Raw genomic sequence first — 22,822 nt, 5'->3', positions numbered from 1 at the left:
ACCCTAGTCGCCGTGCGGCGTCCATGATGGGCCTGCGATAGTCGAGACGTGTTCGCATGGTGGGGACGGACCGTGGTCCGGTTGCGATGGGTGGTGCTGGCCGCCGCCGCGTTGCTGGTCGTCGTCGGAGTGACCTGGGGGACCGGCCTGTTCGGGGCGGTCTCCGGTGGCGGTTTCGCCGACCCGGCGGCCGAGTCGACGCAGGCCCGGGAGCGGATCAACGCCGAGCTGGGCAACCAGGACGTCGACGTGCTGGTGCTGTACCGCAGTGACACGGCCACCGTCGACGACCCGGCGTTCCGCGAGCCGGTCACCGAGACCCTGGCGTCGCTGGCCACCCGGCCGGAGGTGACCAGTGTCACCAGCTACTACGACACCGAGTCACCGGCGCTGGTCGCCACCGACCGGCTGGCCACCTACGCCCTGGTCCAGCTCGCCGGCGACGACGAGGACGCCAAGACCGCCGCCTTCGAGCAGATCCGACCGCTGCTGGACGCGCCGGGGCTGACCACTCGGGCCGGCGGTGCCGTGCCGTTCCTCGACCAGGCCAACGAGCAGACCATCCGGGACATCACCCGGGCCGAGCTGATCGCCCTGCCGATCCTGCTGGTGCTGCTGGTGCTGATCTTCGGTGGGCTGGTCGCGGCGTCGATGCCGCTGCTGGTCGGCGTGCTCGCCATCCTCGGCGCGTTCGTGGCGGTCCGGGCCCTCACCCTGGCCACCGAGGTTTCGGTGTTCGCGATCAACGTGATCACCCTGATCGGGCTGGGCATGGCGATCGACTATGCGCTTTTCGTGGTCAGCCGGTTCCGGGAGGAGTTGGCCGCCGGCCACCCGACCCCGGAAGCGCTGGTGCGCACGGTCGCCACCGCCGGGCGTACCGTCGCGGTCTCCGGCCTGATCATCGGTACCTCGCTGATCAGCCTGCTGATCTTCCCGCAGCCGTTCCTGACCGGGATCGGCTTCGGCGGGATGGCCGCGGTGCTGGTCGCCATGCTCGCCTCGGTGACCGCGCTACCCGCCCTGTTGGCGGTGCTCGGCCCGCGGATCAACGCGCTCACCGTACCGTTGCCGTGGCGCCGCCGGGCGGTGCCGCCACCGCCGGGGGAGGCCGGCCGGGCCGGCGCCTGGGCCCGGATCGCCCGCAGCGTGATGCGGCGTCCGGTGCGGTACGCCACCGTCGTGGTGGTCGGGCTGCTGCTGCTGGCCACCCCGTTCCTGCGGGCCGAGTTCGGTGGCTTCGACGAGCGGGTGTTGCCGGCCGGTGCGCAGTCGCGGGTGGTGGCCGAGACGATCGCCGGGGAGTTCCCCGACGGCGCCAGCATCGGCCCGATCGAGGTGCTGGTCTCCGGCGCCGGCCCCGACTTGGTGCAGGCCTTCGCCGAGGACATCGCCGGGCTGCCGGGCGCCACCGGTGCCCAGATCGCGGCGGTACGCGACACCTCGGCGCTGATCCGGGTCAGCTACGTCGGCGAGCCGACCGGCGACGAGGCCGAGGCACTGGTTCGGGCCATCCGCCACCTGCCGCCCCCGGCCGGGGCCGAGGTCCTCGTCGGCGGCCGCACCGCCGCCGACATCGACATGCTGGACAGCCTCGGCAGCTACCTGCCGTGGATGGCGCTGCTGATGGCCACCGCCACCATGGTGCTGCTGTTCCTGGCGTTCGGCTCGGTGGTGTTGCCGGTCAAGGCGGTACTGATGAACCTGGTGTCGATCGGCGCCTCGTTCGGCGTGGTGGTCTGGGTGTTCCAGGACGGGCACTTCGCCGACTGGCTCGGCTTCACCCCGACCGGGTTCATCGATCCGACCAACCCGATCCTGATGTTGGCGGTGCTGTTCGGTCTGGCGACGGACTACGAGGTGTTCCTGCTGTCGCGGGTGCGGGAGGAGTGGGACCGCACCGGCGACAACACCGCGTCGGTCGCCGCCGGGCTGCAGCACACCGGACGGATCATCACCGCCGCGGCACTGCTGCTGATCGTGGTGGTGGCCGGCTTCGCCACCGGCGGCATCTCGTTCATCAAGCTGATCGGGGTTGGGATGATCGTGGCGATCGTCGTCGACGCGACCCTGGTGCGGGTGCTGCTGGTGCCGGCGACGATGCGGCTGCTGGGTCGGTGGAACTGGTGGGCGCCGGGTCCGTTGGGCCGGCTGTACCGCCGGTTCGGGCTGCACGAGACCCCGGCGCAGCCGCAGTTGGCATCGGTCGGCTCCGGTGCCGGCGCCGACGGCGCCACCGGCTGAACGCCAGCGTGGCGGAGTAGCCGGCCAGCACGATCACGTGCAGCAGGTAGAGCCAGAGCAGCACCGCGACCGCCGCGCCGACCTGGTCGAGCCCGCCGAACGGCACCCCGAGGTCCAGCGGCAGCGAGCAGAACAGGATGAACCCGTGCAGGAAACCGGACAGGTTGGCGGCGGTGAACGAGCCGACCGCGACCGTGGCCAGCCAGTCCGGTTTGCCTGGCCCGACCACCCGGAACACCCACACCAGCACTGGGCTCAGCCCCAGCCAGACGGCCAGGAACGACACCACCACCCCGAGCGCGCCGGCCCAGCCGCCCCGGGCGAACAGCCCGGCGGCCGACGGTAGGGCCAGCAGCACCAGCAGCATCAGCGCCGGTGCTGCGCCGAGCAGCGGCAGCAGCAGCACCCGGCCCCGCCAGCCGACCATCGACTCGGCCGGCTCCGGCGGTGGTGCCACCGACACGAACGCTCGGCGCAGCCCTTCGCCGTACAGCGAGGCGGGCAGCACGGCGGCCAGCGCCAGCACCGGGGTAAGGTGCAGGCCGGCGTCGATCAGGGCGGCGGCGGCCCGGTCGGCGCCGAGCTGTCCGGGCAGGGTGTCGATCGCCGGGTCGGTGAGCCGGCGGATCCGGCCCGCACCGGCGAACAGTCCGGTCAGCCAGATCGCCAGCAGCACCACCGGGACGACCGCGATCGCGCCGAAGAAGGTGATCGAGGCGGCGTGCAATGACAGGTCCCGCCCGCGCAGCGGCCGGAACGCTGCCCGGACGAGCCGGCGACCTCGGGAGACCATGTCCCTCAGCATTCCCCACCGGGGCGGTCGCCACTCCCGTACGGGCGGTCGGCCGGCGCGGGGTGGCCGTCCGGTCCGGCGGCGGTTGGCTTGCCGACATGGCCCGGTGCGCCGCCGTGGCGGGGCGGCGCGGCTAGTCTGGTCGGTGCATCATGTCCCGCGGAAAGGGGTGAGCACGTTGGCACAGCCGGCATTCGTGCCCGATCCGGAGCCGCGGCGTGAGCCGTCGTTCGACGTACTCGGCGATTTCGACGAGCCGTGGACCGCGCAGCTCGCCCTTGACCTGTTGCCGGAGACCAATGGTCCCAAGGTCGAGGTCCTCAGCGGGAGCGTGATCGTGACACCATATGCCGGAGTTGACCACCAGTCGGTCGAGCGGGAGCTTTCCTACCTGCTGCATCGGGCTGCGCGCAGGGCCGGCCTATGGGCCTATCCGGAGATCAACGTGGTTTCCGGGGCTGACCTGTTCATACCCGACCTGGTCGTGCTGCGGACGTCCGGTGGCGGCAGGACGACCGTTGACGTGGCGGACGCCGTACTGCTGGGCGAGATCGTGTCGCGCGGCAACCGGCGCAAGGACGTGATCGACCGGCCCCGGCAGTACGCCGCAGCCGGCGTTGCCTGGTTCCTCCGAGTGGATCTTCGGAACCGAGTGCCGGCGCTGGTGTTGCACGAGCTGAGCGACGGGGAGTACCGGCCGGTGGCGGCGGCTGCGGCCGGGACCACGTTCGTGATGAAGGAGCCGTTCGAGTTCACCATCGATCCGGCCGATCTGCTCGACGAGGCCGACGACGGCGTACGGTGACGCGGTGTCCGGGCGGCTGCGCCGCTACGGGACAATGAGTCGGTGACTTCCTCCCCACGGGATATCGTCCTGCTCGGCTCCACCGGCTCGATCGGCACCCAGGCGGTCGACATCGTCACCCGCAGCCCTGACCGGTTCCGCATCGTCGGGCTCGGTGCCGGCGGCGGCAACGTCGAGTTGCTCGCCGTACAGGCACTGCAGTTGCAGGTCGAGGTGGTGGCGGTGGCCCGGGCCTCGGCGGCGCAGGACCTGCAGCTCGCCTTCTACGCCGAGGCGTCCCGGCGCGGCTACCCGACCGGTGGGTTCCGAATTCCGAAGATCCTGGCCGGCCCGTCGGCGATGGCCGAACTCGCCGAGTGGCCGTGCGACGTGGTGCTCAACGGGGTGGACGGCTCCCGGGGGCTGGCCCCGACGTTGGCGGCGTTGCGGGCCGGTCGGACCCTGGCGCTGGCCAACAAGGAGTCGCTGATCGCCGGCGGCCCGATCGTGCGGGCGGCGATCCAGCGCCCGGACCAGATCGTGCCGGTGGATTCCGAGCACTCGGCGCTCGCCCAGTGCCTGCGCTCCGGTGCCGCCGACGAGGTGCGCAAGCTGGTGGTGACGGCGAGCGGCGGCCCGTTCCGGGGGCGGGCGCGCGCCGAGCTGACCGAGGTCACCCCGGAGCAGGCGATGGCCCACCCGACCTGGAACATGGGCCCGGTCATCACGATCAACTCGGCGACGTTGGTGAACAAGGGCCTGGAGATCATCGAGGCGCACGAACTGTTCGGCATCCCGTACCCGAGGATCGAGGTGGTGGTCCACCCGCAGTCGGTGATCCATTCGATGGTGGAGTTCGTGGACGGTTCAACGATCGCCCAGGCCAGCCCACCGGACATGCGACTGCCGATCGCGCTGGCCCTGGGCTGGCCGGCCCGGGTGCCGGCGGCGGCCGCCCCGGTCGACTGGACCCGGGCGCAGAGTTGGGAGTTCGCCCCGCTCGACGAGACGTCGTTCCCGGCGGTGGCGCTGGCCAAGCAGGCCGGCGCGGACGGCCGCTGCCGGCCGGCGGTCTACAACGCCGCGAACGAGGAGTGCGTGGCGGCGTTCGTCGCCGGCAGGCTACCGTTCCTCGGCATCGTCGACACGGTGGAGCGGGTGCTGCAGTCGGCACCGGATTTTGGTGAACCGGGTACGGTCGACGATGTGCTCACTGCGGAATCCTGGGCGCGAACCCGGGCGCATGAGCTGATCGGTGCATCGGCGGAGGGAGCTTGATGGCGTACCTGCTCGGGGTGGTTCTCTTCGCCCTCGCGATTCTCATCTCGGTCAGCCTGCACGAGGCCGGTCACATGGTGACCGCGAAGAAGTTCGGGATGAAGGTGACCCGGTACTTCGTCGGTTTCGGCCCGACCATCTGGTCGTTCCGGCGCGGTGAGACCGAGTACGGCCTCAAGGCCATCCCGCTGGGTGGCTTCTGCAAGATCGTCGGCATGACCCCGCAGGACGACGACGTGGCACCCGCCGACGAGTCCCGGGTGATGTGGCGCTTCCCGGTGTGGAAGCGGACGGTGGTGATGTCCGCCGGTTCGGTGACCCACTTCGGGCTGGCGATCGTCGCCCTCTGGCTGGCTGCGGTCTTCATGGGTTTGCCGAACCCGGACTTCCCCGCCACCGAGGAGCAGGCCCGTCAGGAGCCGGCGGTGGTCGCGGTCACCGACTGTGTGGTCGTCGAGTACGTGGCCCGTGCCTGCGAGGCCGGCGACCCGGCCAGCCCGGCCGCGCAGGCGGGCCTGCGCGACGGCGACCGGATCCTCGCGGTGAGCGGCACCCCGGTCGACACCTGGGGTGACATGCTGGAGGCGATCCGGGGTGCCGATCCGGGGCCGGCGACCGTCCGCTACGAGCGGGACGGGACGACCGGCACCGTCGAGGCGGAGCTCGCCGCGGTGCAGCGTCCCGAGCTGGGCACCGACGAAGGCCCGTTGAGTACGGTCGCCGCGCTCGGTGTCGGGTTGCGGATCGAGAAGCCGGGCATGGTGACGTACGGGCCGATCGAGGCGTTCGGCGCGACCGGCGACTACCTGCGCCAGATGGCGGTCGGCACCGTCGAGGCGATGATGCGGATCCCGGAGAAGATCCCGGCGCTGTGGGCGTCGATCACCGGCGCGGAGCGCGACATCGACACCCCGATCAGCGTGGTCGGTGCCAGCCGGCTCGGCGGGGAGGCGGTGGCCAACGACGCCTGGGAGCTGTTCGTGCTGCTGTTCATCTCGCTGAATTTCTTCGTCGGGGTGTTCAATCTGCTGCCGCTGCTGCCGTTGGACGGCGGGCACATCGCGATTGCCTGGTTCGAGAAGGCCAGGTCCTGGCTGTACGCGGTGCTCGGCCGGCCCGATCCGGGCCGGGTCGACTATTTCAAACTGATGCCACTCACGTACGCGGTTCTGCTGATCGGTGGCGCGTTCACGCTGCTGACCATCACCGCGGACGTGGTCAACCCGATCACGCTGTTCTCGAGGTGAGTTGAAGTGACCGCAGTCAGTCTGGGCGTGCCCGCAGTGCCGCCGCCGCCGTTGGCGTCGCGCCGGGCCAGCCGGCGGATCATGGTCGGTCCGGTGCCGGTGGGTGGCGGTGCGCCGGTCTCCGTACAGTCGATGACCACCACGGTGACCTCGGACATCAACGCCACCCTGCAGCAGATCGCCGAGCTGACCGCGTCCGGCTGCCAGATCGTGCGGGTCGCCGTGCCGTCGCAGGACGACGCGGACGCGTTGCCGACGATCGCCCGTAAGTCGCAGATCCCGGTGATCGCCGACATCCACTTCCAGCCGAAGTACGTCTTCGCGGCGATCGACGCCGGCTGCGCGGCGGTACGGGTCAACCCGGGCAACATCCGGCAGTTCGACGACAAGGTGGCCGAGATCGCCAAGGCGGCGTCGGCGGCCGGAACCCCGATCCGGATCGGCGTCAACGCCGGTTCACTGGACAAGCGGTTGCTGGCCAAGCATGGCAAGGCGACCGCCGAAGCGCTGGTGGAGTCGGCGTTGTGGGAGTGTTCGCTGTTTGAGGAGCACGACTTCCGGGACATCAAGATTTCGGTCAAGCACAACGACCCGGTGGTGATGATCCGGGCGTACCGGCTGCTGGCCGAGCAGTGCGACTATCCGCTGCACCTCGGGGTGACCGAGGCCGGCCCGGCGTTCCAGGGCACGGTGAAGTCGGCGGTGGCGTTCGGCGCGCTGCTGGCCGAAGGGATCGGCGACACCATCCGGGTGTCCCTGTCCGCGCCGCCGGTGGAGGAGATCAAGGTCGGTACGGCGATCCTGGAGTCGCTCGGGTTGCGTGAGCGGGGCCTGGAGATCGTTTCCTGCCCGTCCTGCGGGCGGGCGCAGGTGGACGTGTACACCCTGGCCGACCAGGTGACCGCCGCGCTGGACGGGTTTCCGGCGCCGCTGCGGGTGGCGGTGATGGGTTGCGTGGTGAACGGGCCGGGTGAGGCTCGGGAGGCCGACCTCGGGGTGGCGTCCGGCAACGGCAAGGGTCAAATTTTCGTCAAGGGTGAAGTGATCAAGACGGTGCCGGAGTCGCAGATCGTGGAGACCCTGGTGGAGGAGGCGCTACGGATCGCCGAGGAGACGGGTGCCGAGTTGCCGGAGGAGATGCGTGAGCTTCTTCCTGGGCCGACGGTCACGGTGCACTGAGGCGTGACGCGCGCCGGCCCGGGGCCGGCTGTCGTTTCTGATCCCGTTGGCGGACGTCGGTCCGCCAACGGGATCGTCTTTGTGCCGGTCAGGGGGGCGTCTGCCGGCAGCGGCGGATTGGTGGGGGGTGCACCTCCGGCGACATTCTCATCGGCGTACGCCGATTGACAAAGTTTAGGCTCCCGACTTAGTCTGCGGCCACTTCGCTGGTGCTGGCTGCTCGTTGCGACCGCCGGTGCCCGTCCCTCCGTGCCTGACCCGCAGGCACACCCCACGGCGAGGAGCGACATGACTCAACAGACAACGACGGCTCGCGGCAGACGGTGGCGTGCTGGCCTGATCGCCGGCGGTGTGACCGCCGCGCTGGTCGGCGGTAGCGTCGCCGTCGCGGCCAGCGCGCACGCGGCCGCCGGCTGCCGGGTGGTCTACTCGGCGCCCGCCCAGTGGCCCGGCGGCTTCACCGCCAGCGTGAACGTCACCAACCTGGGTGACCCGCTCAATGGCTGGCAGCTGACCTGGGCCTTCCCGTCAGGACAGCAGGTCACCCAGGCCTGGAACGCCACCATCACCAGCTCGGGCAGCCAGGTCACCGCGACCAACGTCAGCTACAACGCCAACCTCGGCACCAACGCGACCGTCTCGTTCGGCTTCAACGGCTCCTGGTCGGGTAGCAACACCGCGCCGACCTCGTTCGCGCTCAACGGTGTCACCTGCACCGGCAGCGTGGGTCCCAGCACGCCGCCGCCGACCGACCCACCGTCGCCGACGGTGCCGCCGACCACCGCGCCGCCGTCCCCGACACCGACCGCGACCCCGCGTCCGCCGGGCAACCCGCAGGACGTCGTCGACGCCATGCAGCCCGGCTGGAACCTGGGCAACACCCTCGACGCGACCGGCGACAACGTCGGCGGCAGCGGTGAGACCTCATGGGGCAACCCGCTGGTCACCCGGGACCTGATCCGCACAGTGAAGTCGCAGGGCTTCAACAGCATCCGGATCCCGACGACCTGGACGCACCACCACGGCGGCGCGCCCAGCTACACGATCGACCCCACCCGGCTCGCCCGGGTCAAGCAGATCGTCGACTGGGCCCTCGCCGAGGACCTGTACGTGATGATCAATCTGCACCACGATTCGTGGCAGTGGATCAACACGATGCCCAGCAACCGTACTGGCGTCCTGGATCGCTACTCGGCGCTGTGGACCCAGCTGGCGAACACCTTCCGCGACTCGTCGCCAAAGCTGCACTTCGAGAGCGTCAACGAGCCGCAGTTCAGCAACAGCTCCGGCGATGCCCAGAACGCCCAGCTGCTCGACGAGCTGAACCGCAGGTTCCACCAGATCGTCCGCAACTCTGGCGGTAACAACGCCACCCGGCTGCTCATCCTGCCGACCCTGCACACCTCATCCGACCAGGCCCGGCTCGACGAGCTCGCCAGCACTTTCACCGCGCTGAACGACCCCAACCTGATCGCCACGGTGCACTACTACGGCTACTGGCCGTTCAGCGTCAACGTCGCCGGTGGCTACCGCTTTGACGCCACCGCCCAGCAGGACGTGATCGACTCGCTCAACCGGGTACAGAACACCTTCGTCTCCCGGGACATCCCGGTCGTCATCGGTGAGTTCGGCCTGCTCGGCTTCGACCGGCACACCGGCACCATCCAGCAGGGCGAGAAACTGAAGTTCTTCGAGTTCTTCGGCTACCACACCCGGACCCGCGGCATCGCTACCCAGCTGTGGGACAACGGCCAGCACCTCGGCCGGACCAGCTTCCAGTGGAGCGACCCGGAGCTGATCGCCCAGATCAAGTCGGCCTGGACCACCCGCTCCGGCACCGCCGCCAGCGACATGATCTTCGTGCCGCGGACCGGCGGCGTCACCGCGAAGACCCTCGCGCTGAACCTCAACGGGCTGACCTTTCAGGGGCTGCGGCAGGGCAACACCGACCTGGTCCGGGGGACCGACTACACGGTCAGCGGCAATCAGTTGACGCTGACCGCGTCCACCGTCACCCGCCTGGTCGGCAACCGGGCGTACGGGGTGAACGCCACCCTGCACGCCCGCTTCTCGTCCGGCGTACCGTGGCGAATCAACATCATCTCGTCCGACCCGCCGGTGCTGAGCAACGCGAGTGGTACCACCTCGTCGTTCAACATCCCGACGACCTTCCGCGGTGACCAGTTGGCCACCATGGAGGCGCGGTACGCGGACGGTTCCAACGCCGGCCCGCACAACTGGACGTCGTACAAGGAGTTCGACGTCACCTTCCGGCCGAACTACGCCGCGAACAGCATCACCCTGACGTCGGAGTTCTTCGCCGAGGTCAACGACGGCTCCCCGGTGACGCTCACCTTCCACTTCTGGAGCGGCACGACGATCACCTACACCGTCGTACGGAACGGTTCGTCGGTGACCGGCACCGCCTCGTAACATCTTCCCAGCACCCGGTGGGTGCCGCCGACACACCCGGCGGCACCCACCGGCCCGGTACCTACCCGGCCCTGAGGGCCGACTGGTCAGCAGCAGTCCGGCCCGCAGCAGTCCGGCTCGCAGTCGCAGCGCGTGGTCAGCTCCAGCATCGTGATCACCTCCCGTCCCCATCCGGTGGGCACCATCGCCCTGGTACCGGCGGCGGGCAGGCCGCCGTCGGCAGCTTCTCGGCCATCTCGGCCATCTCCGCCCGTAGCGCGGTCAGCCGGGCCAGCTCCACGTCGACCTCGGCGATTCGGCGGCGCAGTAGCTGCTCCGCCGGCTCACACGGGCAAACACCGGTGTCCCGGACGGCGAGCAGATCGGCGATCTCCCGCAGCCGGAGCCCGAGCCGCTGACAGCCCCGGATGAACCGGAGCCGGTCGACCGCCGCGGCGCCGTACACCCGGTAACCGGTGGGGGTCCGCTCCGGCGGGTGCAGCAGCCCGGCCCGTTCGTAGTAGCGGACGGTGTCCGGCGACACGCCGACAGCGGCGGCGAGGGCGGCGACCCGCAGGCCGGGCCGCTCAACCGCCGTCTCGAATGTGTCGGCCCCGGATCCACCGGTCCCGGACGCGTCGCCCGCCCCGGCGGCGCAGCTGGTGCGGTCGAGAATCTCGACTCTGGTGCCCGTGGTCATGATGACGACGGTAGACCTCGGAGCGCGCTCCAAGGTCAAGCCGAATTCGCTGGCCGTGCCGGAGCAGCCCGTCGATGATGGCCGACATGACGATCGACATGTTCACCGACCCGGCCGCCGATCCGCGTGCCATTCCGCCCCGGCTCGGCGACGAGCGGGCCACCCTCGCCGGGTTTCTCGACTGGCACCGTCGGACCCTGGAACTCAAGTGCGGTGGACTCGACCCGCAGCAGTTGGCTCGCCGGTCGGTGCAGCCGTCGGCGCTGTCGCTGCTCGGGCTGGTGCGGCACCTCGCCGACGTGGAACGGTACTGGTTCCGGCGGGTGATGGCCGGCGAGGACGCCCCGCCACGCTTCTACTCCCAGACCGTACCCAACGACGACTTCGACGGTTCCGTCGCCGACCCGGCGGCCGTCACCCAGGCGTGGGCGGCATGGCGGGAGGAGATCGAGTACGCCGAACGCTTCGTCGCCGACGCCGCCGGACTGGACGTCACCGGCTCCGCCCGGCGCGGCCCGATCTCGCTGCGCTGGGTGTTGATCCACATGATCGAGGAGTACGCCCGACACAACGGCCACGCCGACCTGTTGCGGGAATGCATCGATGGGGCGGTCGGCCAGTAGAACGCGGCCGATCTACCGCTGGCAGCCCGCCGGCCGCCCCCGTCGAACGTCAGCGGGTCGGCTGGGGCGGCTGAGTCCGCAGGTCGCCGACCCGCAGGAACTCGGCCGCCGCGGAGATCAGCCCGAACACGGTCAGCGCCGGCAGCGTCCAGGCGGCGGGCAGTGCGGCGGTCGGAAACGCCAGCACGATGACCACGCTGGCGCTGGCGATCCGGTACCAGCTGAGCGCGTGCCAGGTCCGCCACCAGTACATTTGGTTGGCGAGCAGATAGAACCCCACTCCCCAGTAGAAGGCGTAGTGGCCGAACCGGGTGCCGGTGTCGTCGTGCGGCACTGCGGCTTGGTGCAGGCCGTACGCGATCAGGATGACGCAGGCGACCATCGGCAGGTGCAGGTAGGTGAACCCGTCCCGGGCGAGTTTGGCCCGGTCGACGCCGGTCTGCGCCTCCAAGGCGAGCCGGGCCGAGTCGATCGTGGTGAAGTACGGCCACCAGAGAGCTCCGACGGCGACCGCCGACGTGACGACGATGACCATGACTTTGGTGGAGACCGGCTGGTCCGCGACGGCCAGGCCGACCGAGATGATTGCCTCGCCGAACGCGATGAGCATGATCAGCGCGTACCGGTCCACCCAGTGCCGGGTGGACCGGGGCCGCCAGGATTTCACCCCGACGGGGTAGCTGCCGGCGAGTTGAATGGTGAGCGCGGCGACCCAGAGCAGCGTGACGGCCGGGTTCGCGGCCAGCCGCTCGGGTGACGCCAGCTCGACCACGGCGAACCCGGCGAGCAGCAGCAGCGCGGCGGTGGACGGTACGGCGTTCTGCCGGGCGAGCGCCCGCAGCACCGGCTCGGTGCGCGACGCCTGCAGGATCAGCAGGGTCTGCATGAGCTGGCTGGCGAGATAACTGGCGACGATGATCAGCGAACCGGGCAGACTTCCCGGGGCCGGCTCGAAGGCCTGGGGGGTGGCGATGCCGATCACCAGGATCGAGGCGGCGATGCCGATCGTGGTGCAGCGGACCAGGACCGTCTCGGTGTGGACCGCGTTGGTGAGCCAGGAGAAGGAGGTCCAAGCCCACCACAGCAGCGCCAGCAGGGTCAGCCCCCGGACGATGCCCAGGGCTGAGGCGTTGCGGGTCATCAGGGTGGTGACCTGGATGAACGCGAAGACGAAGACCAGATCGAGAAAGAGTTCCCGGGGGGTGACCCCGTGCAGCCGGGACGTCTCGGATTCGGCCAGCCGGTGCAGTTGGGTGTGCCGGCGATGGAACACGGTCCGGTCGGCGACCACCATCGCCACGACGCAGACGGCCAGCAGCGCCAAAGCGCCCAGCACCGGGACCCGGGTGGCCACCGGGAGCAGACCCAGCAGCAGAGCGATGCCGAGGATCGGGCTGCGACCGAGCAGGCGTCCGGACAGCCATTCGAAGGCGACCAGCGCCAGCAGATAGAGCAGTACCCCGCCGTACAGGATGACCACGTCGGCGGTGTCCCAGGGGTGCTCGGAGCTGCCGGAGGTCCAGGGATGCTCGGGGCCGCCGCCGATGGTGGCGATCGCGTGTTTGAGTCCGAGAGCGAAGAAGATCAGCCCACCGATCATCGGCAGGTGCAGTCCGCTGTACACGTCCCGGGCCATCCGGGTCTGACCGGCACCGGCGCGCCGGGACAGGGCGTGTTCGGCGAGGATCTTGGCGAGGTCGAAATAGGTCCACCACAGGGCCGACACGACGATCAGGCCGAGCGTGGCGGCGGCGAGCAGCGACCAGGTGACCGGGATGTCGGCGCGGACCGCGCCTCCGGTGCCGACCGAGATGATCGTCTCGCCGAGCGCGATCAGGACGATCAGCGCGTGCCGTTCCGCCAGGTGCCACGCGGAGACGAGCTGCCAACTGCCGCGACCGACCGCGGTCAGCACCACGAAGTCGATGGACAGCGCTACGGCGAACAGGACCAACCGGACCAGGTCGGCGTCGAACCGGGCCGGCAGGTGCGGCGGCAGCAGCGCCGAGGACAGCAGGACCGACGCCGACGCGGCGAGCGTCAACCAGGCGATCGCGGCCGGACGCCGTCCGGCCGGACCTTCCGACCAGCGGGACCGGGTGAGGACCGCGAGTACGCCGACCCGGATCGCCAGGTAGCCGACCACCACGATGACCGGCCCCGGCAGCCTGCCTGGCGTGTCGAGGAACGTCTCGGGCACGGAGACGCCGATCACCAGCAGGATGGTGGCGATGCCGGCCATCATCAGCGGCATACCGCCCCGGTCCAGGTGGACCACGTTGCCGAGCCAGACGACCGGGGTCCAGCAGTGCCACAGCAGCAGGATCACCATGACCCCGTGGAGCATGCCGACTGCGGTCAGATTGGCCGCCATCAAGGTGGTGATCTTCAGGAAAGCGAACACGAAAAACAGGTCGACGAACAGTTCCATCCAGCTGACGTCGCCGGTCACCAGCGGGTTCCGGCGCACCAGGCGGAGACCGCCGGCGGTCGGATGCGGGTGCGGGCTGTCGTCGTGCACGCCCCAACTCTGGCAACCATCGCCCCGGACCGGAGCGGATCGCTGAATCCTCGGCTGTCCGGATGGGGCCGTCCGGGCAGGGCAGCCGAGGTGCGGCGGTCGGGTCAGCGTGGCCCGGAGCGGCCGGAGGGCGGGCTCCGACGTCGTTGTCGGGGCCCGCCCTCCGGGGCTGTCAGGGGTAGATGACGGTCCGGGTCAGGCCGCGTCGCCGGTGGAGCCGGCCGGCACGGCGCGGCGGGCCGCCGGGTAACGGATGCTCTCCACCATCTCGGAAATTTCCTCCGGTGGCGGTGCCGTCATCTTCGACACGACGATCGTGACGATGAAGTTGACGATCGCACCGATGGTGCCGATGGCCTCCGGGCTGATGTCGAAGATGTGCGGATTCGCCGAGGTGCCGAAGACCTCCAGGGTGTAGATCATGTAGCTGGCGGTGAAGACGAGACCGGCGATCATGCCGGATGCCGCGCCGACCGCATTACATCGCTTCCAGAAGATCCCGAGCACGATGACGGGGAAGAAGGTCGAAGCGGCGAGACCGAATGCGAACGCCACCACCTGGGCCACGAACGCCGGCGGGTTGATGCCGGCGTACACCGAGATCAGGACCGCCAGACCCATGGCGATCCGTCCGGCGAGCAGCCGCTGCTGGTCGGTCGAGTCCCGCTTCACCCGGCGGAAGTACAGGTCGTGCGAGAACGACGAGGAGATGACCAGCAGCAGACCGGCGGCGGTCGACATTGCGGCCGCCATGCCGCCGGCGGCCACCAGGCCGACGATCGGTGCCGGCAGGCCGGCGATCTCCGGACTGGCCAACACCAGGATGTCGTTGTTGACGATCAGGTCCGCCCCGGACGTGGGGCTGTTGCTCACCGTCTGGATCGTCTGCGCGTTCTCGTTGACCGTGACCAGGCCGGTCGCCGCCCAGTTCTCGATCCATCTGGGCAGCGAGTCCGCCGCCACGCCGTTGACGTCCTGCAGCAGGTTCAGCTTGGTGAATGCGCCCACCGCCGGTGCGGTGGTGTAGAGTAGCGCGATGAAGAACAGCGCCCAGAACGCCGAGTAGCGGGCGCCCCGGACCGTCTTTGTCGTGTAGAACCGGATGATCACGTGCGGCAGGCCAGCGGTACCGATCATCAGTGACATTGTCACCAGGAACACGTCGATCTGCGGTCGGGCGGAGAACGCCTCGGTAAACTGGCTCAGCCCCATCTGGGTGCTGAGCGCGTTGAGTTCGCCGAGGATCTGCCCGAAGGTGACCTGCGGGATCGGCAGCCCGGTCATCTGCTGTGCCACCGCGATCGCCGGGATCAGGTAGGCGATGATGAGTACCGTGTACTGCGACACCTGGGTCCAGGTGATGCCCTTCATGCCACCGAGCACCGCGTACGCGAAGATGATCAGCGCCGCGACGATGACGCCGCCGGTGATGTCCAGCCCGAGGAACCGGCTGAACACGATGCCGCCGCCGCGCATCTGTCCGACGACGTACGTGAAGGAGATGATGATCGCGGCCACGGCGGCGATCGTCCGGACGGTCTCCGAGTAGCGGTCGCCGACGAATTCCGGGACCGTGAACTTGCCCCACTTACGCAGGTAGGGGGCGATGAGCAGGGCCAACAGCACGTAGCCGCCGGTCCAGCCCATCAGGTAGATGGAGCCGTCGGAACCGAGGAACGCGATCAGGCCGGCCATCGAGATGAACGACGCGGCCGACATCCAGTCGGCGGCGACGGCCGCACCGTTGGCGACGGTCGGGATTCCCTGACCGGCCACGTAGAAGCCGGTTGTTTCCTTCACCCGGCTGCGCCAGGCGATGCCGAGGTAGAGGGCGAAGGTGAGGATGATGAAGCCGAGCGTCCAGCCCTGGATCTGGGTCACTTCTCTCCCCCTTCCGCCGGTCGCTCACTGACACCGAACTGGTCGTCCATCCGGTCCATCATCTTCGCGTAGACCAGAATCAGGATGACAAAGGTGTAGATCGATCCCTGCTGGGCGAACCAGAACCCCAGTGGAAACCCGAGGATCTCGATGTTGTTCAACGGCTGGATAAGCAGGATTCCGCAGACGAACGACACGACGAACCAGATGGCGAGCAGGATCACCATGAGGCGCAGGTTCTTGCGCCAGTACTCCTGGCGCCAACCATTGTCCGGTGGTGACGTCGCCGGTGGCGGTTCCCCGCCACCGGCGTTCTTATCGGGGGTTACGTCAGTCACTGTGGGGCCTCCTAGTCGTTATGGGAACGGCAGGTGACGGGTCGTGACGCGGCGACCGGCAGGCCACCGTGCCGCGACTGTGCCGCTGTCCGATCCGCACCTCCGTCGGTCAGTCGGGACCGCCCGACGGCTTGTGCGGTCGGTCACACCCTTAATCTGGGAAGAGAACGTGACCCGGCCCGGACAGGCAATAGTTGATCTGCCTTACGCCGGGTTGGGGCGGTGAACGGTCTACCCGGGCCTGCGAGCGGTCGGCGGTCGTGGACGAGCGGGGGAGCGTCGCCCGGTTCGCGCGTTTTGTGGTGACTATCTGGCCGTCCAGCGGCCCCGCTCGACCACTCACCGATTGCCGGCTGGGGCACACCAGGGATCCCGGCCTAGCATCCGGTCATGGCTGACACCGCATCCACCGCCGCCCCCGCCCGTCGGCGCATCCTGCACGCCGGCAGCCTCGGCATGATCATCGGCGGTCTGCTCGCGCTGGTCGGCTCGCTGCTCCCCTGGGTGATCACACCGTTCGGGCCGCTCTCCGGCACCGCCGGACCCGGCCTGTGGACGCTGTCCGCCGGATTCATCGCCGTCGCCGGCGCGCTGCTGCCGTACCGCAAGGTGGCCATCGCACACGCCCTGCTACCCGGGCTGGCGGTCGCCGTCATCATCGGCTGGCAGGCTGCCCGGCTGATCTACCTCAGCTCGACCACCGGCAGCTGGGGGCAGCTGATGCCCGGTATCGGGATGGTCATGGTCGCCGGCGCCGCCGTCGTGCTGCTGCGTACTGCGATCCGGCTGATCTCGATCCGCTGACGGCCCGGTGGACCGGCCACCGGCCGGCCACTGAGCAGCGACGGAAGACCGGCGGCGGACGACCGAACGTACGGTGCTGATCTCCATTGGAGCTGGGAGACTGAGCCGGTGACCTACCCCAACCCATACCAGTCGGGGCCGCAGCAGCCGATGCCCACCTCGGGGCAGCCGTACCAACCGGGCGGCTACGCCTCCGTCCCCGGCCCCGCGGTGCCGAAGTCGGTCGGCGCGGCGGTCGCCCTGGAACTGGTGCCCGGCCTGTTCGGCATCTTCGGGATCGGCAACATCTACGCCGGCAAGATGGCCACCGGCATCGTACTGATGGTTTCGTTCTGGGTGTTCTTCTGGATCAACGTCCTGCTCACGTTCATCGTCATCGGCTTGATCACCCTGCCGATGACCTGGGTGGCATATCTGGTGGCCGGCCCGGTCCTGGCGCTGCGGGCGACCGAGCGGTACAACTCGCGGCTGCTGTCCGGCCACCGCTGACCGGCGGCGGGAAACCGCCGCCGGTCAGTCGCCACTCAGTTGTGCGGCACCGTCTCCGCCGCAGGCCGCAGCGGGCAGCCACGTACCGTATACGCCACCAGCCCGGCCACCGCCAGCAGTGTCGCGCAGACCGTGGCGGCGGAGGTCCCGGCCGGCTGGACCAGCCACGCACCGAGCTGCATCCGCAACTGTCCACTGGGCCCCATCCACGGCATGATCGCGACGATGGTCCAGACCAGCGGAGCGATCCAGGACAGCGCGGCACCGAGCAGCGCGGCACCGAGTGCGGTGAGCCCGAGCAGCCCGGCAGTGTTGCGGGCGACGACACCGAGCGGCTCGAACCGGGCGTCGGTGAGCGTGGTGACCAGCAGCAGCCCGATCACCGCGGCGGCGCAGAGCAGCAGATGTGCGGCCCGGCGGGTCGGCCAGCTGACCGACGCGGTGTGGTCGAGGGCGTCGTCGGCGCCGCTGAGCGTGGTGCCGATCGCGACGACCGCGAGCATCACGGTGACACTGATCATCCGGGTGTTGATGGTCTGTCCGTCGGAGAAGACCGGCCAGCTGACCCAGGTCAGCGCGATGACACCGACGACGACGGCGGCGGCCATCGGCACTCGACGGGCGCGTAGGTGCAGGCTCAGCCACCTCATTGGTCACCTGCCAGCAACAGCTCCTCGATCCGGTCGAAGTCGCAGTCGAGAGCCGCGTCGCGGGCCTGCCCGACGACCTGTCGCTGCTGCTCGGCCGGCAGACCCGTCAGCGCCAGGTACGACGCGTCGGCCAGCTGCCGGTCCTCCGGAGACCACCAGCTCTGCGGTTGCGGCGGCTCGCCGACCAACCAGGCCACCGCAACCTCCTGAGCCAGGTACGGGGCCGGCTTGAACACCAGGTAAGGCTCGTCGCCCTCGCACTCCTGTGACCACGCGGACCGCAGCAACTCCGCCTGAAAGTACCCGCTGGACAGATCGGCCCGGCCCGTCCGGCTGATGTCCGGGGTACCGAAGACCAGCACGTCTGAGTCGTTGCGGACCGCCGTCTGCTCGGGTGCGGCCCAGGCGGCCAGCTGGTCGCTCTCCACCGCACGCGTAGGCGGATTCGGCAGCTTGGCCCCCAGCGCCGCGAGCGTCTCCCGGACCGGTCCGACGACGTCGGGCAGCACCGCCGCGTGCACCCTGCGGACACACACCTGCGGGCCGTCGTCGTCGCAGACCAGCTCGACGGCGGCGGGGTCGACGACAGCCGCCCCGGTGTATCCGTTGGTGGGCAGCAGCGGGATCGCCACGGCGGCACCGAGGACGGTGGGCAGCACCGCCAGGGCGAGCACACCACGGCGCACCGCGCCGATCAGCAGCAGCGCGGTGCCGGCGAGCGCCGTCAACCACATCGCCTGCAGCAAACTGACCGAGGTCGGGATGGTCTGGAAATTGTCGATTTCGTTGGGCGCCGCCGGGATGAGCAGCAACGCCGACGGGTCCGGCCGGGTCTTGACGAAGTATTCGTCGAGGTTGGACCTCGTGACGAAGTCCGGGATCAGACCGACCACGGCGAACCCGACGACTGCGAGGACCGGCGCGGTGACGATCCAGGGCACGGCCCGGCCGGCGGCCAGGCCCAACCAGCTGGCGGCGACCATCGCCAGCGCGCCGACCGCGGTGATGCCGAGGACGGTACCGGGGAAGTAACCGGCCGTCGGCGCCACCCAGAACGTCCCGATGGCGAGGACCAGTAGGTACACCGCGATCATGGCGGCGGCGTACCCGACGGTGAGCGGTAGGGTCCGTCGCCAGCGCGGCCGTACGGTGGTGGCGAACAACTCGCCGACCCGGTGCTGCCGGTCACGCCGGCCCAGCCACGCGCCGCCAGCCAGGGCCAGCGGGAACAACAGCAGCAGCGAACCACGTCCGTACATCGCCAGCTGCGTCCACCGGCCGGCGAAGGACTGGGTGGAGGCGAGGGTGACGGACGCGCCGACCACCACGAGCAGTCCGGCGAGGGCGGGTACCGCCGACCGGCGTACCTCGGTCCGCATGATCCGCCCGGTCATGCCGGGACCTTCCCCCGGTACGCGCGCAGCAGCGCCGAGTAGCCACGTTCGGTGGCGCTGTCCCCGGCGTCGCCGGCGCTGCCCTGCTCGGCCAGCTGCGCCGGGGTGCCCTGCCAGACCAACTGGCCCTCGTTGACCAGCACCACATCGGTGCAGGCCGCGGCGACGTCCTCGACCAGGTGGGTGGAGACCAGCACGCAGCTGTCCGAGCCGACCTCGCGCAGCAGCTCCCGGAAGTCCAGCCGCTGCTCCGGATCCAGGCCGACGGTCGGCTCGTCGAGCAGCAGCACCTCCGGATCGTTGACGATCGCCTGGGCAATTCCGGCCCGGCGCAGCATTCCACCGGAGAGCGTCTTCAACTTTGAGTCGGCCCGGCTGGTCAGACCGACCCGGTCGACGGCGCGCTGCACGGCACCGGGAACGGTGGCCTTCGGCATCTCTTTGAGCCAGGCCATGTACTCGACGAACTCCCGTACCGTGAAGCGCGGATAGAAGCCGAAATGCTGTGGCAGGTAACCCAGGCGCTGGCGGACTCGGCGCAGATCGGCCCGGCCGGTCACGTCCTCGCCGAGCAGGGCCAGCCGGCCACCGGCCGGCTTCAGCACCGTGGCGAGGGCCCGCATCAGGGTCGTCTTTCCGGCGCCGTTCGGGCCGAGTAGGCCGTGTACGCCGGTGCCCAGCGCCAGGTCCAGCCCGTTGACGGCAAGGTGCCGGCCGGCCCGAACGACCAGGCGCTCGGTGTGCACCGCCCACGCGTACGTGGAGGGTGCGGTCTCTGCCGCGCTGACCGCACGAATCATGAATCTCTCCTTGAGTGGACACTCTTGGTACCTGGCAGATCACCGCCAGGTGGGAAATGGAACCGATCGGCCGCACGTGCGTACGGCCCGGTCGGCGGGTGGAGTCAGGACCGGTCGGACGAGATCCGGCCGAGGTACAGCCGGTTGTGGTCGCCTGCCCGCACCGCCGTCACGGCCACCAACGCCACGGTGGCCAGCGCCCAGCCGGGCCAGCTGCCGGACCTCAGGATGACCGGGAGCTGCTGACCGACCAGGCTGGGCAGGATCACCCCGACCGCCCAGACGACCGTCAACCCGAGTGCGGCCCGGTCCACCCCGACCAGCCCGCCCAACGCGAGTGCGCCGGCGGTGAAGGCCAGACCGGGCAGCAGCCACAGCGCGGGGGACTGCCCGGTCGACCAGCCGGCCGCCGCGAGTACCGGCACGACCACGGTCAGTACCGCGAGGGTGCGGCGCAGCAGCAACGGCAGCCCGGTCCGGGGCATCGTCGCCATCAACTCCCAGGCCGGGTCGGTGCGGCGACTCCACGCCGCAGCCACCGGCAGCAGTGGAGTCACCGGAGCGACCAGCAGCACCAGTGAGGGCAGACTGGCGAAGGTCGTCTCGAACAGAACCGCGATCAGCATCAACGCGCCGGCGGTGGCCAGCCAGGGGAGGATCCGTGCGGCGAACCCGGAACGCCGCAACCGGCGACGGCGTACCGGTGCCGGGCCGGCCTCGATCCCGGCCGCGACGCCGACCGCCACCCGGTCGAGCAGTTGCCGGTCGGCCGGGCCGACGCTGTCGGACAGCTGCATCCGGCAGGGTGCGCAGGACTCCAGGTGGGCTTCGACTGCCCAGACGGTCGCCTCGTCGATCCGAGGGTCACCGGACGCGTAGCGGGAGATGAGGGTGGGGGTGGGGTGGGTGGTCATGACAATGCCTCCCGTAGCGCGATCCGGGCCCGTCGCGCGTACGTCTTCACGGTTCCTTCCGGCATGCCGAGCAGCACCGACGTCTCCCGGGTGGTCAGACCGTCGAGGACCATGGCGCGCAGTACCTGCCGCAGGTTGGCTGGCAGGGCCAGCAGCGCCTGTTCCAGGTCGGCGTTCATCCGGCCGGCCAGTGCCTCGTCCTCAGCGGCTGGGGCGACGGTGGCGGCGGTCTGCACCGCCGGGACCCGTTCCCGGCGGGCGCGGGCGCGGAACGCGTCGACCAGCCGGCGGGCGGCGATGGTCCACAGCCAGCCGACCGCACTGCCCTTCGCCGCGTCCTGAGCCTGGCTGCCGGCCGAGCGCCATACCGCCAGGTAGGTGTCCTGCAGTACCTCGGCGACCATGTCGTCGTCGGCGCACCTGCGGCGTAGCCGCGCGGTCAACCAGGGCGACGTCCGACGGTACAGTTCGTCGAAGGCCCGCCGATCGCCCCGGGTGATGCGGCGCAGCAGCTCACCCTCGTCGAGTGCGTCCAAGCTCCGTCCCACAACAGGCAAGACGATCCGCGCCCCCACGATGGTTCTTCACCTTGAGTGAGCTGGGTCACAGAGCGTCGTCAATGGCCGGTTTCGCCGGCGACAGTGGTTCCTTGATGTGCGCAACGCCGCTGTCTCCCGGCGCAACGCTCTCGCGGCTCACGCGGCCCGGTGCGTAGAGTTTCAGGTCGCATCGGTGACGCTCCAGGGGGGTTCCTCTTTCGTCGCCGACCGCCCCGTTCGAGAGGAGGACTCCCGGTGAGGTCTTACACCGCCTCCACAGGCGATCACGGAGAGCCCCTCCGTGAGGATGCTGCGGGCCGCGTTGATGTCCCGGTCGTGGGCCTGCCCGCACCGGCAGGTCCACGACCGGACGGCCAACGGCAGGGGTTCAGCCAGTTCGCCGTAGCCCGAGGACCGTCGGGTCGACGGGAACCAGCGGTCCACGACCACCAGGTCCCGGCCGTACCAGTCGTCCTCGATCACGATCGTTTGGGTTTCACGAACGAGCCGGGTGGTGAGTTGTGCAGGTGGTCGCGGCGGCGGTCGGCGATCCGGGCATGAATCCGGGCCACCGTCAGCCGGGCCTTGGCCCGGTTCGCGGAGCCTCTGGCCTTGCATGCGAGGTTCCGCTGGGCGCGGGCCAGCCGATCGCGGTCGCGGCGTTCGTGCCTCGGGTTGGGGATCTTCTCCCCGCTGGACAGGGTGAACAGGCTGTCGAGGCCGGCATCGACCCCCACCACAGCACCCGACGCCGGGGCCGGCTCGATCCGGTCGTCGCAGGGCGATTTGAACGTCGGGTACCGGGCGCGTTTCGCCCAGAGGTTGGTGGACGCGGTCTGCAGGTGCCGCAGCGCCTGCTGCAGAGGGACGCAGGAGACGTCGTTGAGGAACGCGAGGTCGTCGGTCTTCTTCCACGCGGTGAGCATCGCCGACGTGGCGTTGTAGGTGACCCGTTGCCGACGCGGGGCCCACGCCTCGGTGCGGGCGGCCAGCGCCATGTTGTAGACCAGCCGGACGCAACCGAACCTCCGGGCGAGCTCGGCGGCCTGCCCGGGGGTGGGGTGGAAGCGGTATCTGAACGCCCGCTTCACGGTCCTGGACGCAGTCCACAGTCTAACGATTCGGTCGTGAGCCGTGAGGTCGCGTGTGGGGTGCACGCCGGTCCACCTTGGTGGCGGACCGGCTCTCCCTGCCCTGCTCCGCAGAAGTTCCGGTTGCTTCCCGGCCGCAAC

20 protein-coding genes and 1 pseudogene are annotated in these 22,822 nt (G+C 69.9%); 9 read left to right on the top strand and 12 right to left on the bottom strand.

Annotated elements, in window-relative coordinates; genetic code table 11:
• Positions 1–48 precede the first annotated feature (48 nt).
• Positions 49–2,244 carry an MMPL family transporter gene (locus tag ACFHWU_RS08755; protein ID WP_416568470.1) on the top strand — a complete coding sequence of 732 codons (2,196 nt, stop codon included), beginning with the start codon at positions 49–51 and terminating at the stop codon, positions 2,242–2,244.
• On the opposite strand, the pseudogene ACFHWU_RS08750 reads toward ACFHWU_RS08755, so the two are convergent.
• A pseudogene (locus tag ACFHWU_RS08750) lies at positions 2,222–3,037 on the bottom strand (YhjD/YihY/BrkB family envelope integrity protein); the annotation flags it as partial. The gene ACFHWU_RS08755 and the pseudogene ACFHWU_RS08750 sit on opposite strands and share 23 nt — an antisense overlap.
• 178 nt (positions 3,038–3,215) lie before the next feature.
• Here ACFHWU_RS08750 and ACFHWU_RS08745 point away from each other — a divergent pair.
• The 5 genes from ACFHWU_RS08745 to ACFHWU_RS08725 all read left to right on the top strand — a co-directional run bounded on the left by ACFHWU_RS08745 (position 3,216) and on the right by ACFHWU_RS08725 (position 9,958).
• Positions 3,216–3,842: a Uma2 family endonuclease gene (locus ACFHWU_RS08745; protein WP_416568469.1), complete on the top strand. Its 627-nt coding sequence runs from the start codon at positions 3,216–3,218 to the stop codon at positions 3,840–3,842.
• 63 nt (positions 3,843–3,905) lie between these two features.
• Entirely contained in the window at positions 3,906–5,099 is a 1,194-nt protein-coding gene (gene dxr / locus ACFHWU_RS08740) for a 1-deoxy-D-xylulose-5-phosphate reductoisomerase (RefSeq protein ID WP_416568498.1), read from the top strand.
• Positions 5,099–6,346, top strand: a complete 1,248-nt coding sequence (locus tag ACFHWU_RS08735) for a M50 family metallopeptidase (protein WP_278167803.1) — start codon at positions 5,099–5,101, stop codon at positions 6,344–6,346. Before dxr ends, ACFHWU_RS08735 begins: the two co-directional genes overlap by 1 nt.
• A 6-nt stretch (positions 6,347–6,352) precedes the next feature.
• Positions 6,353–7,525 carry a flavodoxin-dependent (E)-4-hydroxy-3-methylbut-2-enyl-diphosphate synthase gene (gene ispG, locus ACFHWU_RS08730; protein ID WP_416553046.1) on the top strand — a complete coding sequence of 391 codons (1,173 nt, stop codon included), beginning with the start codon at positions 6,353–6,355 and terminating at the stop codon, positions 7,523–7,525.
• A gap of 288 nt (positions 7,526–7,813) precedes the next feature.
• A complete protein-coding gene (locus ACFHWU_RS08725; RefSeq protein WP_416553044.1) occupies positions 7,814–9,958 on the top strand; it encodes a cellulase family glycosylhydrolase in 2,145 nt (714 codons plus the stop codon).
• Positions 9,959–10,112: 154 nt separating this feature from the next.
• Here ACFHWU_RS08725 and ACFHWU_RS08720 read toward each other — a convergent pair whose 3' ends face one another.
• Entirely contained in the window at positions 10,113–10,637 is a 525-nt protein-coding gene (locus ACFHWU_RS08720; protein WP_416553042.1) for a MerR family transcriptional regulator, read from the bottom strand.
• Between the two features lie 86 nt (positions 10,638–10,723).
• On the opposite strand from ACFHWU_RS08720, the gene ACFHWU_RS08715 reads away from it, so the two are divergent.
• On the top strand, positions 10,724–11,260 hold the full coding sequence (locus tag ACFHWU_RS08715) for a DinB family protein (protein ID WP_416590256.1): 537 nt from the start codon (positions 10,724–10,726) through the stop codon (positions 11,258–11,260).
• Between the two features lie 49 nt (positions 11,261–11,309).
• Here the strand turns inward: ACFHWU_RS08715 and ACFHWU_RS08710 are convergent, their stop codons facing one another.
• The 3 genes from ACFHWU_RS08710 to ACFHWU_RS08700 form a co-directional block, all read right to left on the bottom strand.
• Positions 11,310–13,781, bottom strand: coding sequence for a low temperature requirement protein A (locus ACFHWU_RS08710; protein WP_416590254.1), 2,472 nt, complete (start codon positions 13,779–13,781; stop codon positions 11,310–11,312).
• 195 nt (positions 13,782–13,976) lie between these two features.
• Entirely contained in the window at positions 13,977–15,662 is a 1,686-nt protein-coding gene (locus ACFHWU_RS08705) for a sodium:solute symporter family protein (RefSeq protein WP_416590253.1), read from the bottom strand.
• A complete protein-coding gene (locus tag ACFHWU_RS08700; protein ID WP_416590252.1) occupies positions 15,659–16,000 on the bottom strand; it encodes a DUF4212 domain-containing protein in 342 nt (113 codons plus the stop codon). Before ACFHWU_RS08700 ends, ACFHWU_RS08705 begins: the two co-directional genes overlap by 4 nt.
• 390 nt (positions 16,001–16,390) lie before the next feature.
• Between ACFHWU_RS08700 and ACFHWU_RS08695 the strand changes: the two genes are divergently transcribed.
• Together ACFHWU_RS08695 and ACFHWU_RS08690 are read left to right on the top strand one after the other, a co-directional pair.
• Positions 16,391–16,804 carry a hypothetical protein gene (locus tag ACFHWU_RS08695; RefSeq protein ID WP_416553032.1) on the top strand — a complete coding sequence of 138 codons (414 nt, stop codon included), beginning with the start codon at positions 16,391–16,393 and terminating at the stop codon, positions 16,802–16,804.
• Between the two features lie 108 nt (positions 16,805–16,912).
• Positions 16,913–17,293, top strand: coding sequence for a hypothetical protein (locus tag ACFHWU_RS08690; protein ID WP_416590251.1), 381 nt, complete (start codon positions 16,913–16,915; stop codon positions 17,291–17,293).
• Positions 17,294–17,328: 35 nt separating this feature from the next.
• Here the strand turns inward: ACFHWU_RS08690 and ACFHWU_RS08685 are convergent, their stop codons facing one another.
• The 7 genes from ACFHWU_RS08685 to ACFHWU_RS08655 form a co-directional block, all read right to left on the bottom strand.
• Positions 17,329–17,943, bottom strand: coding sequence for a hypothetical protein (locus ACFHWU_RS08685; RefSeq protein ID WP_416590250.1), 615 nt, complete (start codon positions 17,941–17,943; stop codon positions 17,329–17,331).
• A complete protein-coding gene (locus tag ACFHWU_RS08680) occupies positions 17,940–19,337 on the bottom strand; it encodes a hypothetical protein (protein WP_416590249.1) in 1,398 nt (465 codons plus the stop codon). The genes ACFHWU_RS08685 and ACFHWU_RS08680 overlap by 4 nt, the downstream gene beginning before the upstream one ends.
• Entirely contained in the window at positions 19,334–20,137 is an 804-nt protein-coding gene (locus tag ACFHWU_RS08675) for an ABC transporter ATP-binding protein (RefSeq protein ID WP_416553025.1), read from the bottom strand. Before ACFHWU_RS08675 ends, ACFHWU_RS08680 begins: the two co-directional genes overlap by 4 nt.
• 104 nt (positions 20,138–20,241) lie before the next feature.
• Complete coding sequence (locus tag ACFHWU_RS08670; RefSeq protein WP_416553023.1) at positions 20,242–21,051, bottom strand: zf-HC2 domain-containing protein; 810 nt, start codon at positions 21,049–21,051, stop codon at positions 20,242–20,244.
• Complete coding sequence (locus ACFHWU_RS08665; RefSeq protein ID WP_416553021.1) at positions 21,048–21,587, bottom strand: RNA polymerase sigma factor; 540 nt, start codon at positions 21,585–21,587, stop codon at positions 21,048–21,050. Before ACFHWU_RS08665 ends, ACFHWU_RS08670 begins: the two co-directional genes overlap by 4 nt.
• Before the next feature lie 183 nt (positions 21,588–21,770).
• Positions 21,771–22,073 carry a zinc ribbon domain-containing protein gene (locus tag ACFHWU_RS08660; protein WP_416553019.1) on the bottom strand — a complete coding sequence of 101 codons (303 nt, stop codon included), beginning with the start codon at positions 22,071–22,073 and terminating at the stop codon, positions 21,771–21,773.
• Positions 22,070–22,681 carry an RNA-guided endonuclease InsQ/TnpB family protein gene (locus ACFHWU_RS08655; protein WP_416553017.1) on the bottom strand — a complete coding sequence of 204 codons (612 nt, stop codon included), beginning with the start codon at positions 22,679–22,681 and terminating at the stop codon, positions 22,070–22,072. The genes ACFHWU_RS08660 and ACFHWU_RS08655 overlap by 4 nt, the downstream gene beginning before the upstream one ends.
• Positions 22,682–22,822 lie beyond the last annotated feature (141 nt).

It is taken from the genome of Micromonospora sp. LOL_015 (assembly GCF_048060275.1).
Taxonomy (GTDB): Bacteria; Actinomycetota; Actinomycetes; order Mycobacteriales; family Micromonosporaceae; genus Micromonospora_E.
This window is presented reverse-complemented; position numbering and strand designations above follow the sequence as displayed.

What these genes read in the sequence shown, in the direction of transcription:
- ACFHWU_RS08735 (WP_278167803.1), top strand. Translation starts at nt 5,099, where the DNA reads ATGGCGTACCTGCTCGGGGTGGTTCTCTTCGCCCTCGCGATTCTCATC.
- ACFHWU_RS08725 (WP_416553044.1), top strand. Translation starts at nt 7,814, where the DNA reads ATGACTCAACAGACAACGACGGCTCGCGGCAGACGGTGGCGTGCTGGC.
- ACFHWU_RS08720 (WP_416553042.1), bottom strand. Translation starts at nt 10,637, where the DNA reads ATGACCACGGGCACCAGAGTCGAGATTCTCGACCGCACCAGCTGCGCC.
- ACFHWU_RS08715 (WP_416590256.1), top strand. Translation starts at nt 10,724, where the DNA reads ATGACGATCGACATGTTCACCGACCCGGCCGCCGATCCGCGTGCCATT.
- ACFHWU_RS08695 (WP_416553032.1), top strand. Translation starts at nt 16,391, where the DNA reads ATGGCTGACACCGCATCCACCGCCGCCCCCGCCCGTCGGCGCATCCTG.
- ACFHWU_RS08685 (WP_416590250.1), bottom strand. Translation starts at nt 17,943, where the DNA reads ATGAGGTGGCTGAGCCTGCACCTACGCGCCCGTCGAGTGCCGATGGCC.
- ACFHWU_RS08680 (WP_416590249.1), bottom strand. Translation starts at nt 19,337, where the DNA reads ATGACCGGGCGGATCATGCGGACCGAGGTACGCCGGTCGGCGGTACCC.
- ACFHWU_RS08675 (WP_416553025.1), bottom strand. Translation starts at nt 20,137, where the DNA reads ATGATTCGTGCGGTCAGCGCGGCAGAGACCGCACCCTCCACGTACGCG.
- ACFHWU_RS08670 (WP_416553023.1), bottom strand. Translation starts at nt 21,051, where the DNA reads ATGACCACCCACCCCACCCCCACCCTCATCTCCCGCTACGCGTCCGGT.